Origin of the sequence: Streptomyces acidicola (genome assembly GCF_009377235.1) — a bacterium.
Classification (GTDB): Bacteria; Actinomycetota; Actinomycetes; order Streptomycetales; family Streptomycetaceae; genus Streptomyces; species Streptomyces acidicola.
On sequence record NZ_VMNX01000018.1, the window covers coordinates 1 to 16,309 of the forward strand.

The 16,309-nt window shown below is 71.0% G+C and carries 15 protein-coding genes, 1 tRNA gene and 1 pseudogene; 8 read left to right on the forward strand and 9 right to left on the reverse strand.

Annotated elements, in window-relative coordinates:
* Positions 1-695 (forward strand): TerD family protein (locus FPZ41_RS08210; protein ID WP_456154436.1); only part of this gene is annotated, 695 nt, incomplete at its 5' end.
* A 31-nt stretch (positions 696-726) separates the two neighbouring features.
* Here FPZ41_RS08210 and FPZ41_RS08215 read toward each other — a convergent pair.
* Positions 727-1,896, reverse strand: coding sequence for a glycosyltransferase (locus tag FPZ41_RS08215; RefSeq protein ID WP_322619957.1), 1,170 nt, complete (start codon positions 1,894-1,896; stop codon positions 727-729).
* A 58-nt stretch (positions 1,897-1,954) separates the two neighbouring features.
* On the opposite strand from FPZ41_RS08215, the gene FPZ41_RS08220 reads away from it, so the two are divergent.
* Both FPZ41_RS08220 and FPZ41_RS08225 read left to right on the forward strand, forming a co-directional pair.
* Positions 1,955-2,743 (forward strand): glutamate racemase, encoded by a 789-nt coding sequence (locus tag FPZ41_RS08220; RefSeq protein ID WP_322619958.1) that lies wholly within the window; start codon positions 1,955-1,957, stop codon positions 2,741-2,743.
* Between the two features lie 99 nt (positions 2,744-2,842).
* On the forward strand, positions 2,843-3,400 hold the full coding sequence (locus FPZ41_RS08225) for a hypothetical protein (RefSeq protein ID WP_152860569.1): 558 nt from the start codon (positions 2,843-2,845) through the stop codon (positions 3,398-3,400).
* A gap of 9 nt (positions 3,401-3,409) precedes the next feature.
* On the opposite strand, the gene FPZ41_RS08230 is transcribed toward FPZ41_RS08225, so the two are convergent.
* Positions 3,410-4,492 (reverse strand): O-antigen ligase family protein, encoded by a 1,083-nt coding sequence (locus tag FPZ41_RS08230; protein ID WP_322619959.1) that lies wholly within the window; start codon positions 4,490-4,492, stop codon positions 3,410-3,412.
* Positions 4,493-4,696: 204 nt separating this feature from the next.
* Between FPZ41_RS08230 and lnt the strand changes: the two genes are divergently transcribed.
* The 4 genes from lnt (at position 4,697) to FPZ41_RS08250 (ending at position 9,726) form a co-directional block, all read left to right on the forward strand.
* Positions 4,697-6,310, forward strand: a complete 1,614-nt coding sequence (gene lnt / locus FPZ41_RS08235) for an apolipoprotein N-acyltransferase (protein ID WP_322619960.1) — start codon at positions 4,697-4,699, stop codon at positions 6,308-6,310.
* Positions 6,311-6,376: 66 nt separating this feature from the next.
* Positions 6,377-6,850 (forward strand): NUDIX hydrolase, encoded by a 474-nt coding sequence (locus FPZ41_RS08240; protein WP_152860571.1) that lies wholly within the window; start codon positions 6,377-6,379, stop codon positions 6,848-6,850.
* Positions 6,851-6,910: 60 nt separating this feature from the next.
* Positions 6,911-7,711, forward strand: a complete 801-nt coding sequence (locus tag FPZ41_RS08245; protein WP_152860573.1) for a 3-hydroxybutyrate dehydrogenase — start codon at positions 6,911-6,913, stop codon at positions 7,709-7,711.
* Positions 7,712-7,812: 101 nt separating this feature from the next.
* A complete protein-coding gene (locus FPZ41_RS08250) occupies positions 7,813-9,726 on the forward strand; it encodes a helix-turn-helix domain-containing protein (RefSeq protein WP_152860575.1) in 1,914 nt (637 codons plus the stop codon).
* A gap of 24 nt (positions 9,727-9,750) precedes the next feature.
* On the opposite strand, the gene FPZ41_RS08255 is transcribed toward FPZ41_RS08250, so the two are convergent.
* The 7 genes and pseudogenes from FPZ41_RS08255 to FPZ41_RS48055 form a co-directional block, all read right to left on the reverse strand.
* Complete coding sequence (locus FPZ41_RS08255; RefSeq protein ID WP_194236024.1) at positions 9,751-11,130, reverse strand: MFS transporter; 1,380 nt, start codon at positions 11,128-11,130, stop codon at positions 9,751-9,753.
* A 1,042-nt stretch (positions 11,131-12,172) separates the two neighbouring features.
* A tRNA-Met gene (locus FPZ41_RS08265) sits at positions 12,173-12,246 on the reverse strand.
* Between the two features lie 354 nt (positions 12,247-12,600).
* A pseudogene (locus FPZ41_RS08270) lies at positions 12,601-12,852 on the reverse strand (DUF2255 family protein); the annotation flags it as partial.
* 253 nt (positions 12,853-13,105) lie between these two features.
* Positions 13,106-13,294, reverse strand: a complete 189-nt coding sequence (locus FPZ41_RS08275) for a hypothetical protein (RefSeq protein WP_228022594.1) — start codon at positions 13,292-13,294, stop codon at positions 13,106-13,108.
* A gap of 30 nt (positions 13,295-13,324) precedes the next feature.
* Entirely contained in the window at positions 13,325-14,209 is an 885-nt protein-coding gene (locus tag FPZ41_RS08280) for an aldo/keto reductase (protein ID WP_152860579.1), read from the reverse strand.
* Positions 14,209-14,781: an MFS transporter gene (locus FPZ41_RS48050; RefSeq protein ID WP_228022595.1), complete on the reverse strand. Its 573-nt coding sequence runs from the start codon at positions 14,779-14,781 to the stop codon at positions 14,209-14,211. Before FPZ41_RS48050 ends, FPZ41_RS08280 begins: the two co-directional genes overlap by 1 nt.
* A 60-nt stretch (positions 14,782-14,841) precedes the next feature.
* Positions 14,842-15,066, reverse strand: coding sequence for a hypothetical protein (locus FPZ41_RS48055; protein ID WP_228022596.1), 225 nt, complete (start codon positions 15,064-15,066; stop codon positions 14,842-14,844).
* A gap of 339 nt (positions 15,067-15,405) precedes the next feature.
* Here FPZ41_RS48055 and FPZ41_RS08290 point away from each other — a divergent pair, with 339 nt between their 5' ends.
* Positions 15,406-16,299, forward strand: a complete 894-nt coding sequence (locus tag FPZ41_RS08290; RefSeq protein ID WP_152860580.1) for a helix-turn-helix transcriptional regulator — start codon at positions 15,406-15,408, stop codon at positions 16,297-16,299.
* Positions 16,300-16,309: the final 10 nt, after the last annotated feature.

A 16,309-nucleotide genomic window follows, 5' to 3' on the forward strand; every position in this document is an offset into this window, starting at 1 on the left:
TCACCGTGCCACCTCCGGTGAACGCCCCTCCGCCGCCCGCCGTACCCCCGACCCCGGTCCGCCTGACCAAGGTCACCCTGACGAAGGCGACCCCGGCGGTCTCCCTGACCAAGCAGGGCGGAACATCGGGCGCCATGCGCGTGAACCTGAACTGGCAGGTGCGCAAGCAGTTCACCGGGTGGGCCGCCAAACTGGGCCGGCCGGTCGCCATGCACGCGGACCTCGACCTCGACCTGTGCGCCCTGTACGAGCTGTCCGACGGCCGCAAGGGCGTCATCCAGTCACTTGGCAACGCCTTCGGCGCGCTGCACCAGCCGCCCTACATCCTCCTCGACGGCGACGACCGCACCGGAGCAGCCGCGAGCGGCGAGAACCTCACCATCAACCTCGACCACCAGCACGCCTTCCGGCGCATCCTCATCTTCGTGACCATCTACGAAGGCGCCCGCTCCTTCGCCGACCTGCACGCCACGGTCACCCTCCAGCCGCAGCACGGCGCGGCCGTCGACTTCTCCCTGGACGAGTGCACGGTCCCCTCCACGGTGTGCGCGCTCGCCCTGATCATCCACCAGAACGGCGACCTGGTCGTCCAGCGCGAGGCCCGTTACCTGGTCCCCGAGCGCGGGGTCAGCCCGCAGCGCACGGTCGACCACGTCTACGGCTGGGGCATGAACTGGACCCCGGGCCGGAAGTGACCGCGAGCGGGAGACGCCAGGGCAGGACGGCTCACCGCTGCTCAGGAGCGGGCCGCGCGTAGGTACGTCCTTTCCAGGCTGCGCCTCGCCCCCTGTAGTGCTGCACCGCGGAGTCGACCGTCATGAAGAGGTACAGCAGCGCGGTGAACGGCAGCAGCGGAGCCAGCCCCAGCGGCTGCCGGTAGTAGCGGAGCATCGGCACGTACGTAGCCGTCATCAGCAGCCACGCGAGCCCGCCGGCGACCGCTGCCGCCGCGCTCCCCGTGACGAGACCCACGACGCACGCCACCGGCGGCACCAGATAGACCACGGCGAGCCCGAGCACCGTGCCGAGCAACAGCAGCGGGTTGTGCCGCAGCTGGGCGTAGGCACTGCGCGAGACCATGCGCCACAGGTCGTACAAGCGTGGATACGGACGCACACTGTCCACACGGTCCGCCAGCCCCAGCCAGATGTGGCCGCCGCCGCCCTTGACGGCCTTCGCGAGGGCCACGTCGTCGATGACGGCCTGCCGGACGGAGTCCGGGACTCCGGCGCGCTCGGCGGCGTCGGTCCGCAGCAGCACGCACCCGCCGGCCGCGGCCGCCGTCCGCGAGCCCCGCACGCCGATTCGGCGGAATGGATAGAGCTGCGCGAAGAAGTAGACGAAGGCCGGCACGACGAGCCGCTCCCACAGGCTCTCCACGCGCAGCCGGGCCATCTGCGACACCAGGTCGAAGCCGCCGGTGCGCGCCGCGGCCACCAACTCCCGCAGACTGTCCGGGTCGTGCGCGATGTCCGCGTCCGTCAGCAACAGGAACTCGGGCCCACGCACGCGTGCCAGCCCGATTCCGTGTCGTACGGCCCAGAGCTTGCCCGTCCAGCCCGCAGGCGGCTCGCCGGGAGAGGAGACGGTCAGCGGCAGCCCGCCGTGCTGTCGCGCGAGCTCCCGCGCCAGCTCTCCCGTGCCGTCCGCACTGCCGTCGTCGACGAGGAAGACCTCCGCGTGCCCCGGATAGTCCTGCGTCAGCAGTGAGGGCAGGCTCTCGGGCAGTACGGCCGCCTCGTCCCGTGCGGGGACGACGACACAGACCGACGGCCACACGTCCGGCTCCCCGCGCGGCGGCAGGCGTACGTCCGTACGCCAGAAGAAGCCCTGACCGAGGAGCAGCCACAGCCAGGCGGCCAGTGATCCGACAGCGGTCCACACGACGGCACTCACGCGTCGCAGTCTGCCCCACCGCACCGGGCCGTTGAGGCCGATCCGGTATGGTGCCCGGGTGAAGATCGCGCTCATGGACACCGGAATCGGACTGCTGGCGGCTGCCGCCGCGGTACGCCGTCTGCGACCCGACGCCGATCTCGTCCTCTCCTCGGACCCCGACGGCATGCCGTGGGGACCGCGCACCCCTGAGGACATCAGGGCCCGCTCTCTAGCAGTCGCCGAAGCCGCCACTGCGCACCGCCCGGACGCGTTGATCGTCGCGTGCAACACCGCCTCCGTGCACGCCCTGCCCACCCTGCGAGCCCGTCTCGAACCGGACCTGCCGGTGATCGGCACCGTGCCGGCCATCAAGCCCGCCGCGGCCGGAGGCGGTCCCGTCGCCATCTGGGCGACGCCCGCCACTACAGGCAGCCCCTATCAGCGAGGTCTCATCCGGGACTTCGCCGACGGCGTGACCGTCACGGAGGTCGCGTGCCCAGGTCTGGCCGAGGCCGTGCAGTACGCGGATGAGGCGGCCATCGACGCCGCGATCTCTGACGCCGCGGAGCGCACCCCGGCCGATGTAATGACCGTGGTCCTGGGCTGCACCCATTACGAACTCGTTGCCGGACGCATCCGCGCCGCGGTGCAGCAAGCGGGTCTGCCGCCGCTCGTCCTGCATGGCTCGGCCGTCGCCGTTGCCACCCAGGCCCTGCGCAGGATCAACGAGCTGCCCGCGCCGGAAGCACCCGTAGAGGGCACCCTCACTGTCATCCTCAGCGGACGTGAAGCGCAGCTCCCGTCAGCCGCGCTGGCGTACGAGGAGGGCCGCCTCCTTCAGGCCGTGAGCCCCGCCGGACGGTGAGCCCTGCCGGACAGTGAGCCCGCGCGCCGTCCGCTCGCGTGGATCAGTGACGCTCCGCAACATGGTGCCCGCGCAGCGGAACATGAGTAGTCTCGAAACATGAGGGACCACCCCCACGGCCAGAGCGGCACCCACGGCTCCGCACATCCCGAAGTCTGGACCGGGCGCGCGACCAACCGCGCCCAGTGGTTGCTGTCACTCGGCGGATGCGCCTTCATGGCGCTCGGCATCGAGCTGGCCGTCGACTCCGCATGGACGTCGGGCACCGCTCCGCTCGCCATGTCGGTCGTCGGCTGCATCGCGGCGGGGCTGCTGGTGCTGTTCGGCACGCTTGCGTTCGTGCACGTCGCCGTGAAGGTCGACAAGGACTGTCTCGAAGTGCGCTGCGGCCACATCGGTCTGCCGCGCCGCCGCATCCCCCTCTCAGAGGTGGCAGGCGCCGACTTCGCGCCGCAGGTCACCCCCCGCCACTGGGGCGGCTGGGGCTACCGCTGGCGACCCCAGAAAGGCACGGCCGTCGTCGTCCGGCGCGGTGAGGGGCTCGTGCTGCGCCTCTGGGACGGCCACACGTTCACGATCACGGTGGACGACGCCGAGTCGGCCGTACGGGTCATCCGCGACCGGCTGCGCCCGGCACCGTCCGGGGCCGCGCGCTGACACGTGCCGTCAGGGCGGCGGCTGATCACCGGACGCCGACGGATCAGCCTCGTGCCGTGTCCCCGCCTCCGTGAGCGGCCGTGCCGTCGCGATCCCCGCGAGCAGTCCCGCGCCCGCCGTCACCGCGGTGAAGCTCAGCGCGTTCCCGACCGCGGCGACGGCCGCCAGCGCGGTCAGGGACGCAGCCGCCGTAAGGACGACAGGCGTGGGGCGGGCGGCGCGCCACAGCGCGTACAGGACCCAGCAGAACACCGTGGCCAGCAGCGCCACGCCGATGACGCCCTGCTCGGCGGCCAGCTGGAACGGCGCGGAGTGCGGCTTGCCGCCGGGTGCCAGTGCCCGCGCGAGCGTCGGGCTGAGGTGCTCGAAGTGCCCCGGGCCCACACCGAACACCGGTTCCCGATGGGCCATGTCCAGAGCGTCACGCCACCGCTGCACCCGGTGCGGACCGAGCCGGTCCTCCAGGAATGCGGCCGGTCCGCCGGGCAGGACGCCCCCGGCGACCGCCCAGCTCGTCCCGGTCACCACGGCCGCGACCAGCGCGAGCCCCACGAGCCCCGGGCCGCGGCTGCACAGCCGGGCCGCGGCGAGCGACCACAGCAGCACTCCGGCACAGGCCGTACTTCCCGCGGTTGAGCCCAGCACGGCCGCGGTCACCGTGATCCCGGCCGCCAGCCCCCACAGTGCCAGCCGCAGCGCCAGGCCACGGGCTGCCCAGGCCGCACAGCACGCAGCACCCGCCGACAGGGCCAGCAGCGCGGCGGTCACGCCCGTACGACCGAGCGGGGTGACCAGCGGCGGGGCGGCCGGGGTGTGCGGGGCGGTGATCGCGAGAGCGAGCGCGGCCAGGGACGCGGCGCAGGGCGCCGCGACCGGCAGGAGCGCCCCGGAGATCCGGCCCGCCGCGTACCCCGCGGCCAGGGCCAGCACCGCCAGCAGCACGCCCTCCGGGCGGCCGCCGTGCACGGTGGCCGTGATCAGTGACCAGGTCGCGAACGCACCGAGCGCGATCACGCCCGTGACATCCACGACGTCACGTCTCTCACCCGCGTCCGGCGCACCGGCCGCGGACTCCGTACCCGTGGACCCCACCCGTCGTCCCCCCGACTGTGACGGGCCCCGACCGCCCTGGCCGGACCCGGCCGCAGGTCAGAGGCTCGGGCACACCGTAACGGGTGATGTGCCGGTTTGTGGATGTGTTGGGCAGGAGTATCACGGCAGACGCGTGGGTGGTGCCTGGCCCGGCCGGGCGGACCACGCTGTCCGCGGCCCGGTCGTGCGCCGTAGACTCCCCGAGTGACCGCCACAGCAACATCCGTGGGCGAGCCGGAACAGCTCGACCCCCAGTCCACGCTTGCATCTCGGGTGGCCGGACTGGCGCGCAGGCTCCTTCCCGCCGTCGCGGCGGCGCTCTCCGGAGTGCTGCTGTACGTCAGCTTTCCCCCGCGCAGCCTGTGGTGGCTGGCCCTGCCCGCGTTCGCGGTCTTCGGCTGGGTTCTGCGCGGACGCACCTGGAAATCCGGCTTCGGGCTCGGCTATCTCTTCGGGCTCGGGTTCCTGCTGCCCCTGCTCGTGTGGACCGGTGTGGAGGTCGGCCCCGGTCCGTGGCTGGCGCTCGTCGTGATCGAGGCGGTGTTCGTCGGGCTCGTCGGCGTGGGAATCGCCGTCGCGTCGAGGCTGCCCGGGGCACCGGTGTGGGCGGCGGCCCTCTGGATCGCGGGTGAGGCGGCACGCGCGCGCGTACCGTTCGGCGGCTTCCCCTGGGGCAAGATCGCCTTTGGGCAGGCGGACGGCGTGTTCCTGCCGCTCGCCGCGCTGGGCGGTACTCCGGTGCTCGGCTTCGCGGTCGTCCTGTGCGGCTTCGGGCTGTACGAACTCGCGCGCCTGGCCGTCGAGGCGCGCCGCACCCATGCCGTACGGCGCGCGGCCGCGTCGGTGGCGTTGCTGAGCGTGGCCGTGCCCGTGGTGGGGGCCCTCGGGGCCCGCTCCCTGGTGAGCGACACGGCCGAGGACGGCACAGCGACCGTTGCCGTCATCCAGGGCAACGTCCCGCGCGCGGGGCTCGACTTCAACTCCCAGCGGCGGGCCGTGCTCGACTACCACGTGCGTGAGACCGAGCGGCTGGCCGCCGAGATCAGGGCGGGCAAGGTCCCCCGGCCGGACTTCGTCCTGTGGCCGGAGAACTCCTCCGACATCGACCCCTTCAGGAACCCCGACGCGTACGCCGTCATCGACGGTGCCGCCCAGGTGATCGGCGCCCCCATCTCGGTCGGCGGGGTGGTCGTGAAGGACGGCAAGCTCTACAACGAGCAGATCCTGTGGGACCCGAGCAAGGGCCCGACCGATACCTACGACAAGCGGCAGATACAGCCCTTCGGCGAGTACCTCCCGCTGCGGTCGCTGATTGGCGCCATCAACAGCGAGTGGACGTCCATGGTCCGCCAGGACTTCAGCCGGGGCAGCGAGCCGGGCGTGTTCACCATGGACGGCACCAAGGTCGGCCTCGTCACCTGCTACGAGGCGGCCTTCGACTGGGCCGTGCGCTCCGAGGTCACGGACGGCGCGCAGATGATCTCGGTGCCGAGCAACAACGCCACGTTCGACCGCAGCGAGATGACCTACCAGCAGCTCGCCATGTCCCGTATCCGCGCCGTCGAGCACAGCCGCACGGTCACCGTTCCGGTGACCAGCGGAGTCAGTGCCGTGATCATGCCGGACGGGGAGATCACACAGAAGACGGGCATGTTCGTCGCGGACTCGCTGGTCCAGAAGGTGCCCCTGCGCTCCTCCGAGACTCCCGCGACCCGTCTCGGGGTGCTGCCGGAGATGCTCCTGGTGCTCATCGCGACTGGTGGGCTCGGATGGGCCGTCGTGACGGGAGTGCGCCAGCGGCGCGCCGGTGGCGTGTAGCCGTACGCCGGTCGTGCGCGGCCGAATCCGTCAGGAGGCTGCCCACCGGGCCGTTAGGGTCACCTCATGCCTACTCCTGACTTCATCCGCGAACTGCGGACCTCCGTCGGCCACCAGCTGCTCTGGCTCCCCGGAGTCACCGCCATCGTCTTCGACGACGAGGGCAGAGTGCTGCTGAACCGCAGGTCGGACACGGGCAAGTGGGCGGTGATCGGAGGCATCCCGGACCCCGGGGAGCAGCCGGCGGCCTGCGCCGTGCGGGAGGTCTTCGAGGAGACCGGGGTGCAGTGCGTGGCCGAGCGGGTCGTCGTCGTCCAGGCCCTGGGCCCCGTGCGGTACGACAACGAGGACGTCTGCCAGTACATGGACACCACGTTCCGATGCCGGGCCGTCGGCGGGGAGGCGTGTGTCAACGACGACGAGTCGCTCGAAGTCGGCTGGTTCGAGGTGGCCGCGCTGCCGGAGCTGAACGAGTTCGCGCTGCACCGGATCAAGCAGGCCATGTCCGATGGCCCCACGTGGTTCGACCCTATGACCTGAGGGAGAAGTGTGGGGGCTGACCATATCGGTCGGGGCGTGAGCGGCGCCTAGTGTCCCGGCATGACCGCGCACCTCGCCCCTCCGGGTCCCCACACCACCTCACTCGACCTCGGCGGCCGTACCGCCCTCGTCACCGGTGCCGCGGGAGGCATCGGCCAGGCCTGCGCGCTGCGGCTCGCCGCCGCCGGAGCCGAAGTGCGGGCCGTCGACCGGGACGCCGAGGGCCTGGCCGCACTCGCCGACCGGGCCCGTGGCCTCACGGGCTCCGTCGAACCGCACGTTCTCGACCTCACCGACCTCGACGCGGCCGAACACGCCGCCGCGGGGACCGATGTCCTCGTCAACAACGCCGGGCTCCAACTCGTCCGCCCCATCGAGGAGTTTCCGCCCGACGTCTTCCACACCGTGCTGACCGTGATGGTGGAGGCACCCTTCCGGCTCATCCGCGGGGCGCTGCCCCACATGTACGGGCAGAAGTGGGGCCGTATCGTCAACGTGTCGTCGGTTCACGGGCTGCGCGCCTCCGCGTTCAAGTCGGCGTACGTGACCGCCAAGCACGGCCTCGAAGGACTTTCGAAGACCGTGGCGCTGGAAGGCGCACCCCACGGTGTGACCTCGAACTGTGTGGCACCCGCCTATGTGCGTACCCCCCTGGTCGAACAACAGCTCGCCGACCAGGCGCGGGCGCACGGTATCCCCGAGGAGCGGGTGCTGACCGAGGTGCTGCTGACGGACAGCGCGGTCAAGCGGCTCATCGAGCCGCACGAGGTGGCGGAGGCGGTGGCGTATCTGTGCGCCCCGCAGGCGTCCTTCGTGACGGGCACGTCCCTGGTACTGGACGGCGGCTGGACCGCGCACTGACCAGGGAGTTCCGGGTTGTCCACAGTCATGCGCCCGGCGGGCCGGGCCGAGTTGTCCACAGGCCTGGCGGGCGTGTCCGTGCGATGAGTAATCCTGTGTCCATGTCCCGCGATCACGACCAGTCCCCCGACAGCGTCGAGACACCGTTCCTGGAGCTCCTGGCCAGGGGCGCGTCCGTCGACGCCTACGAGCAGCCGGTGCTCCTCTCCCGCGCCGAGGGCCGGCCGCCCGAGCGTGTCGCCGCGCTCGAACACGCCCAGCGGTTGGCGCTGCGCGTGCGGTCGGAGATGGAGGGGCGGCGCCGCCGCGAGGCCGAGCTGTCCGCGCTCTTCGAGACCGCGCATGACCTGGCGGGACTGAGGGACCTCGGCTCCGTGCTGCGGGCCATCGTCCAGCGCGCCCGCTCACTGCTGGGCACGGATGTCGCGTACCTCAGTCTGAACGACCCGGACCAGGGCGACACCTACATGCGCGTCACCGAGGGGTCGGTCGCGGCGCGCTTCCAGCAGCTGCGGCTCGGCATGGGGGAGGGCCTCGGCGGGCTCGTCGCCCAGACCGCCCGTCCCTATGTCACCGAGGACTACTTCAAGGACGAGCGCTTCCAGCACACCCGGACCATCGACGCCGGTGTACGGGACGAGGGGCTGGTGGCCATCCTCGGAGTGCCCCTCATGCTCGGGCCCCATGTCATCGGGGTGCTGTTCGCCGCCGACCGGCGTCAGCGGGTCTTCGAGCGGGAACAGATCGCCCTGCTGGGTTCGTTCGCCGCCCTCGCGGCGGCTGCCATCGACACCGCGAACCTGCTCACCGAGACCCGCTCGGCCCTCGCCGACCTGGAGCGGGCCAACGAGATCATCCGGGACCGCAGCGGAGTCATCGAACGCGCCTCGGAGGTCCACGACCGCCTCGCCGAGCTCGTGCTGCGCGGCGGAGGGGTCCACGACGTGGCCGCGGCCGTCTCCCGGGTCCTCGGCGGCACCGTGGAGTTCGCCGAGGAGGGTGCCGCACCCGGTGCGGCCCTGGAGACGTCCCGCGCCGAGGGCCACGCGGTACGGCACGGGGACGACTGGATCGCCGCCGTGACGGGCGGCGGTGAGCTGCTCGGCGCGCTGGTGCTGCGCGGACATCCGGGTCTCGACCCCGTCGACCAGCGCACGCTGGAGCGCGCCGCCATGGTCACCTCGCTCCTGCTGCTCGCCAGACGCTCGGCTTCCGAGGCCGAACAGCGCGTCCGGGGCGAGCTGTTGGACGACCTGCTCGACGCACGCGACCGCGACCCGCGGCTGTTGCGCGAGCGGGCGGCCCGGTTGGAGGCCGACCTCGACGCCACCCATGTGGTGCTGGCCGCCCGCCTCGACGGCCCGGCGGCCGACGCGGACGAGGAGGCCGCGGCCCGCCGACGCCTGTGGTCCGCGGCGTCCCACCTCGGAGCCACACGGCACGGACTCGCCTCGGCCCGCGACGGCGGCACCGTCCTGCTGCTGCCCCTCGACGAGGGCGACACGGCCACGGAGCTGGCCCGCCGTACGGCAGTCCACCTCGGCACGGCCGTCCACGAGGCGGTCACCGTCGGCGCCTCCGCCCCCGTCGAGAACCTCGCCGCCCGCCCGGACGCCGTGGCCGCCGCCTACGCCGAAGGACTGCGGTGCCTGGAGGCCCTGCGACTGCTCGGCCGGACGGGAGACGGCGCCGCCGCCCAGGACTTCGGGTTCCTCGGGCTGCTGCTCGCCGGGGACCGGGACATCCCCGGGTTCGTGGAGCGCACGATCGGCGAGGTCGTCACCTACGACGAACGGCGCGGTACGGATCTGCTGCGCACCCTCGACGCGTACTTCGCCTGCGGCATGAGCCCGGTCCGTACGAAGGACGCCCTGCACGTGCACGTGAACACCGTCGCCCAGCGGCTGGAGCGGGTGGGGCGGCTGCTCGGTGAGGACTGGCAGCGCCCCGACCGCGTACTGGAGGTCCAACTGGCCCTGCGGCTACGGCGGTTGTCGTCGCCCGCCCCACGCTGAGCGGGGCAGCCCGTGCCACCCGGTTCAGGTGGTACGGGCGTCCGCGCCCCGGGGTGCGGGCGGCTCCGCGTCGGCCGTAGTCGTGACGTCGGCCAGGTCGCGGTGGCGTGTCTCCTTCGCGACGCCCACCGCGATGAGGGTCAGCACGGCCGCAGCGATCACGTACAGGGCGATCGGGGTCGAGCTGCCGTAGTCGGCCAGCAGCGCGGTCGCGATGAGCGGGGCGGGTGCGCCCGCCGCGACGGACGCGAACTGGGCACCGATGGAGGCGCCCGAGTAGCGCATCCTCGTCGCGAACATCTCGGAGAAGAAGGCCGCCTGCGGGGCGTACATCGCGCCGTGCAGGACGAGGCCCACGGTCACGGCGACGATCAGGTTGCCGAAACCGCCCGTGTCGATGAGCGAGAAGAACGGGAACATCCACAGGCCGACCCCGGCCGCGCCCAGCAGGTACACGGGCCGTCGGCCGACCCGGTCGGACAGCGCACCCCAGAGCGGGATGACGGCGAAGTGCACGGCGGACGCGATGAGGACCGAGTTGAGCGCCGTCTGCTTGGAGACCCCGGCCGACGTGGTGGCGTACACGAGGATGAAGGCAGTGATCACGTAGTAGCTGATGTTCTCGGCCATGCGCGCGCCCATGGCGACCAGCACGTCCCGCCAGTGGTGCCGCAGCACGGCGACCAACGGGAGCTTCTCGGTGGCCGCGTCCGCCTTCCGGGCCTCGGCCTGTGCCAGGGCCTGCTTGAAGACGGGCGATTCATCGACGGACAGCCGAATCCACAGACCGACGATCACCAGGACGCCCGAGAGCAGGAACGGGACCCGCCAGCCCCAGGACGTGAAGGCCGCGTCCGACAACACGGCCGTCAGCAGCGAGAGCACACCGGTCGCGAGGAGTTGTCCGGCGGGCGCCCCGGTCTGCGGCCACGAGGCCCAGAACCCCCGGCGTCGCGCGTCCCCGTGCTCCGACACGAGCAGGACGGCACCGCCCCACTCGCCACCGAGCGCGAAGCCCTGCACGAGCCGCAGCACGGTCAGCAGCACGGGCGCCGCCGTCCCGATCGTGGCGTGCGTGGGCAGCAGGCCGATCGCGAAGGTCGCCCCTCCCATCAGCAGCAGGCTCAGTACCAGCAGCTTCTTGCGGCCGAGCCGGTCACCGTAGTGCCCGAACACCAGGGCACCCAGCGGCCGGGCCGCGAAGCCCACCGCATAGGTGAGGAACGACAACAGGGTGCCCACCAGCGGGTCGGAGTCCGGGAAGAAGAGCTTGTTGAAGACGAGCGCGGCGGCGGAACCGTAGAGGAAGAAGTCGTACCACTCGATGGTGGTGCCGATGAGACTGGCGGTGACAATGCGCTTGAGGTTGGCCGCTGGTGGGGGAGCGGATGATGCTGAGGCCATGTGCGCCACTTCCTCGTGTGCAGTGGGGACGGGTGGATGTCGGCACACCGTAGAAACCCGCATGTCAGGCGCACATGTGGTGGGGCAACACAGTTCGGAGGCTGGACATGCGCTCGGCCACCATGCCCGCTTACAGAAGCGGTGACTCTGCCTCTCGAGGCGGTCGCATCGAGCGCCGTCCGAGAGGTCTAGTTCGGCATGATTTGGCGGTGCTGTGTCTCCTGGTGGTACAACGGCAGCAGCTTACTGACCTGCGAATATGGCTCGACATGGTCTTGCTGTGCACCGGGTTCGCCGTCTTCGACTTGTGACTGAGCACGCCAGCTGACGGATGAGCGGTCGAGTCGGCGGGACTGAGCGCCTGAGTTGGCGGTACTCCTGAGCCGTGACACGTGGGTTGGAGCTTGGCCACGCATCTTGGAACCGGGAGACGTCCGGTCGGGTGTCGATCTGATCCGGTCAGCGCTGGGTGGCCCAGTGCATCTCTGTGTGGCCCGGCCGATTCGGATCCTCCTGGGGCGCGTGACGATCGCCCATGCCGGCCGCGGCGACTGGAGGAGCCGATCCGGCGGAGCGTGATCGTTCCGGGAAACCGGTACAGATCTTTCGCATCCGCGCCGGGAAGATCGCTCGATTGCGTGACTACTTCACGCCCGAGTTGATGAGCTGAGGACATCCGAGCAGTTCCCGCAGCAGGCATGCGCTGACTTTTCGGCCGCTCCTTGGCCGGCGTCGCCTCGTTCCTGGGCTGCCGACGTCAACGGGCTCAGGGTGCAGCAAACTCTCCCAGAGGGCCAGGTGCGACCACAGCGGAGCGCTCGACTGATCATGAGTACCGTCCGAGCAAATCCGGGTGATCACGAGCACCGAGTCAACGACCTGCCCGGGTAGCGGGGGTAGATTGCCGAGGCGGCGTACGGCTTTGGTGCAGCTCAGTACGTTGACGCCTTCTGTGACCTCGGTGCCCTGTTCGCCAAGAACCAGGTCCGAACCGGCCCACACGCAGTGAAGGCCCGGTGGATACCGGGCCTTCACGTCTGAGTAGCGGGGACAGGATTTGAACCTGCGACCTCTGGGTTATGAGCCCAGCGAGCTACCGAGCTGCTCCACCCCGCGTCGGTACGGTGAACTGTACGGTACCGACGTGGATCGGCCCAATCGGCTTTCGCCTGCGCTCGGGCCGTCGCCCCGCCCGGCATCGTGCCGACGAGGCGCTCGGCTGTTGAGGGCGAGCACGAGGACGGTCGGCTGCTACCCGGTCCGGGTGAAGGGCCCACCACGCCCGGCCAGCCGCGCACGAACAGGTGTCAGCGGCGAAGAGCCGCCCCTGACACATCGTTGACGGCGACTCCGGCGGGCCCGGTCACTCGTGGCCGCCCTCGGCGTCCGTCGCGTCAGCGATGCTCGGGGAGCCGGCGGCTCCGGTCCGCCGAGTGGACGGGCCGTTCACCGACGTGTTCCGCAGGCCGGTCAGCGGGGTTCGAGACGCAGAGGGGAGGCGCGGGCCCGGTCGGTCAGAACGTGCTTGACGATGCTGGTGTACTGGCCGTACTTCTCCCGGTAAGCCGCGTCCACGTCGGCGTACTCGCCGGGATCGGCGTCGCGGAAGGCCACGTCGGCCCGGACGCCTCCGGCCACGACACGTCCCTGGTGGTGCGAGCGTGTGCTCCGGTACCAGGGGCCGTCGGCGCCCTTGACCGAGCGGACGTAGAGCTGGTCGCCCGCGCGAACGACTCACATGGTCACGGGGGCGCGGAGGGTGCCGTCGCCGCGCTCGGACTCGAGGTCCGGTTCTTCTGCAGCGCCGATCCTTCTCAGGTCGGAGTCGTTCCAGGTGCTCATGGTTCTCACCTTCAGTGACGGGGGTGTGTGGGCGTCCTCTGGGCGCCGAGGGGATGAGTCCCCGGCGCCGTATCGGTTTCGCCGGCTTGGAGCCGGGACGGGGGTCTGCGACGCGCGGGCGTGCGTCACGCCTTCAGATCGGCGACCGGCCCGGCAGCGGGCCGAACCCGCCGCCGACGAAGTTGATGTCGGAGTGGCAGATGCCGCAGTACAGGATGTCGAGCCTGACGTCGTGCGGGCCGACGTCGCGGCGCTCGATGGTCAGGGCGGTGAGCGGCTTGCCTGCTTCGTGGGCGCCGAACGCGTTGACGCTGGTGGGCATGATGGTTCCTTCAAGTGGACAGGGGGAGGTTCAGGCTTCGGGGATGGCGCGGCCGTAGTCCGCGAGGGTGACGGCCTCCGGCTCGGGGCCGCCGCGGCGGCCGGTCTCCAGGGCGTCGAGGGCACCCAGCTCGTCCGCGGTGAGCTCGAAGTCGAAGACGTCGAAGTTCTCCGCGATCCGGTGGCGCTTCGTCGACTTGGGGATCACCGAGCGGCCCTGCTGGATGCCCCAGCGCAGCAGCACCTGGGCGGGGCTCTTGCCGTGCGCCTCGGCGATCGCGGTGACGACCGGGTCCTCAAGGACACTCCTGCGGCCCTCGCCGTAGCCCGGGTAGAAGGTGATACCGCCGATGGGGGACCACGCCTGGTTGAGGATGCCGTGCTCGTCGTCGAGGTCGAGGACGGCGCGCTGCTGGAAGTACGGGTGGATCTCCAACTGGTTGACGGCCGGGACGACGTTGGTGGCGTCGAGCAGCGCGGTCAGGTGGGCGACCATGAAGTTGCTGACGCCGATGGCCCGGACCTTGCCGTCGGCAAGGAGCTTCTCCAGGGCGCGGTAGGCGGCGAGGGTCTTGTCGAAGTCCGACGGGAGGGCCTGGTGCAGGATGAGCAGGTCGATCTGGTCCAGGCCTAGCTTCGCGGCGCTCTTGTCGAAGCCGTGCAGGGTCTCGTGGTAGCCGTAGTCGCTGATCCAGATCTTCGTCTCGATGAAGATGTCGTCGCGGGGCACTCCGGAGTCGCGGAGGGCCTGGCCGACCTCGCGTTCGTTGCCGTACGCGGCGGCGGTGTCGATGTGCCGGTAGCCGAGTTCGAGCGCGGCCGTGACGGCTGCCCGGGTCTCGTCCGGCGGGGTCTGGAAGACACCGAGTCCGAGGGCGGGCATCTGGACGCCGTTGTTGAGGGTGAGGGTCTGCATCACAGGAACCTTTCGGTGCGGGTGGCCGGTGAGGGCACGATGAGGGTCAGGACGGCCAGGGTGAGCAGGACGGCGGAGCCGGTCAGCGCCGCGCCCGAACGGGCCGCGATGTCGGCGGCCCCATGGCTGGTGGAGAGTGTGGTGGCCACGGCGGTCAGGATGCTCAGGCTCAGGGCGCTGCCGATCTGGTGGACGGTGTTGACCAGGCGCGAGGCGGCGCCCGCGTCCGCGGGGGCGACGCCGTCGACGCCGCTGGAGGTCAGCGGGGCCAGGACCAGACCTTGGTCGGCGCCGATGAACACCATGGGCAAAGCCAACCCCGTCAGGTAGGGAGTGTGCAGGTCGAAGCGGCTGAACCACACCATGCCCGCTGTGGTCAGGGCGACTCCGGTGAGCAGCACTGTCGGCCTGCTCGCCCGCTCCGGCAACCGCGGCACCTGGACGGCGAGGACGAAGTTGACCAGCGTCATCGGCAGGAAGGCGTGCCCGGCCTGCAGCGGCGTCCAGTGGTAGACGCTCTGCACGAGCTGCGCTGTGAAGAAGAACCCGATCATCGCGCCCATGTGGAGCATCCGGGTGACGTAGGCGCCGGTGCGCTCCCGGCCGGCGAGCAGCCGCAGCGGCAGGATCGGCTACGCGGCCGACCGCTCCACCCGGACGAACAGCCCCAGCATCCCTGCACCCGCCACCAGCGGAATCAGGGTGGCCGGGGCGGCCCAGCCGAGGTTGGACGCATCGACGATGCCCAGCACCAGAGAGGTGGAGCCCAGCGTCGCCAGCAGCGCGCCGGCCACGTCGAAGCGGCCCCGCTGCCGGGTGGTCTCGGGCAGGAACCGCACCGCGAGCACCATCATCACGGCGCCGATCGGGACGTTGAGGAAGAACTCGGTCCGCCATGAGATTAGGTCGGTGACCAGCCCTCCGACGACGAGGCCGAAAAGGCGCTGCGCGCACGGTGCTCCTTCAGGTCGGTCTCTGTTCGGGCCCGGTTGTGGTCGGCCGGGTCCTGGGCCTTTTCCAGAGAACCGCGCCTCGGTGCGCGGGTGGGAGTCACTGCTCTTCCAGGTAATGGCAGTACCTCGCAGGCACTCGCCGACGGATCTACCGTGAGGAGACCGGCACAGGATTGACGACGATCAGAAGGAGCCACCGCATGTCCGCCCTCGCCGCCACCGAAGAAGCCCCGGGGCCTGAGCATGGCTGACAGTGACAGGAAGGCTCTGGCCGCGGAGGTCCGCGAGTTCCTGAGCACCCGGCGGGCTCGGATCACCCCGGAGCAGGCCGGGCTGCCGGTCTACGGCGGGAACCGCCGTGTCGCCGGCCTTCGCCGCGAGGAGGTCGCCCTGCTCGCGGGCATGAGCGTGGACTACTACATCCGGCTTGAGCGCGGGAATCTCACCGGCGCCTCGGACTCGGTGCTCGATGCCCTCGCGCACGCATTGCAGCTCGACGAGGCCGAACGCACCCACCTCTACGACCTGGCCCGGGCAGCGACGCCGTCGGGCCGACGGCCCGCGGTGACCGCGTCGCGGGTGCGGCCCACGATCCTGCGGCTGCTCGACTCGATGACCGATGTGCCGGCTTACGTGCGCAACGCGCGCTTCGACATCCTTGCCGCCAACACGCTGGGGCGGGCGCTGTACGCACCGGTTTTCGACTCGCCGCTGTTCGCCCGGCGCGGGCCGGTCAACAGCGCCCGTTTCATGTTCCTGGACCCCGCCAGCCAGGAGTTCTGGACGGATTGGGAAAAGGGCGCCAACGACGCGGTCGCCTTCCTGCGCACCGAGACGGGCCGGGCGCCCCACGACAAGGCGCTCACCGACCTGATCGGAGAGCTGACGACCAAGAGCGACGACTTCGCCCGCCGGTGGGCCCGCCACGACGTGAAGTTCCACCGCTCCGGCGTCAAAAACCTTCACCACCCGCTGGTCGGCGATCTCGCACTGCCCTACGAGGCGATGGACCTGCCGGCCGATCCCGGCCTGCGTCTCAACTTCTACACCTCCGAACCGGACTCGCGGGAACAAGAGGCCCTCGGCCTGCTCGCCAGCTGGGCGAGCACCGGCACTGTCGGCCCCGCCCGGAAGTGACCACCACTGA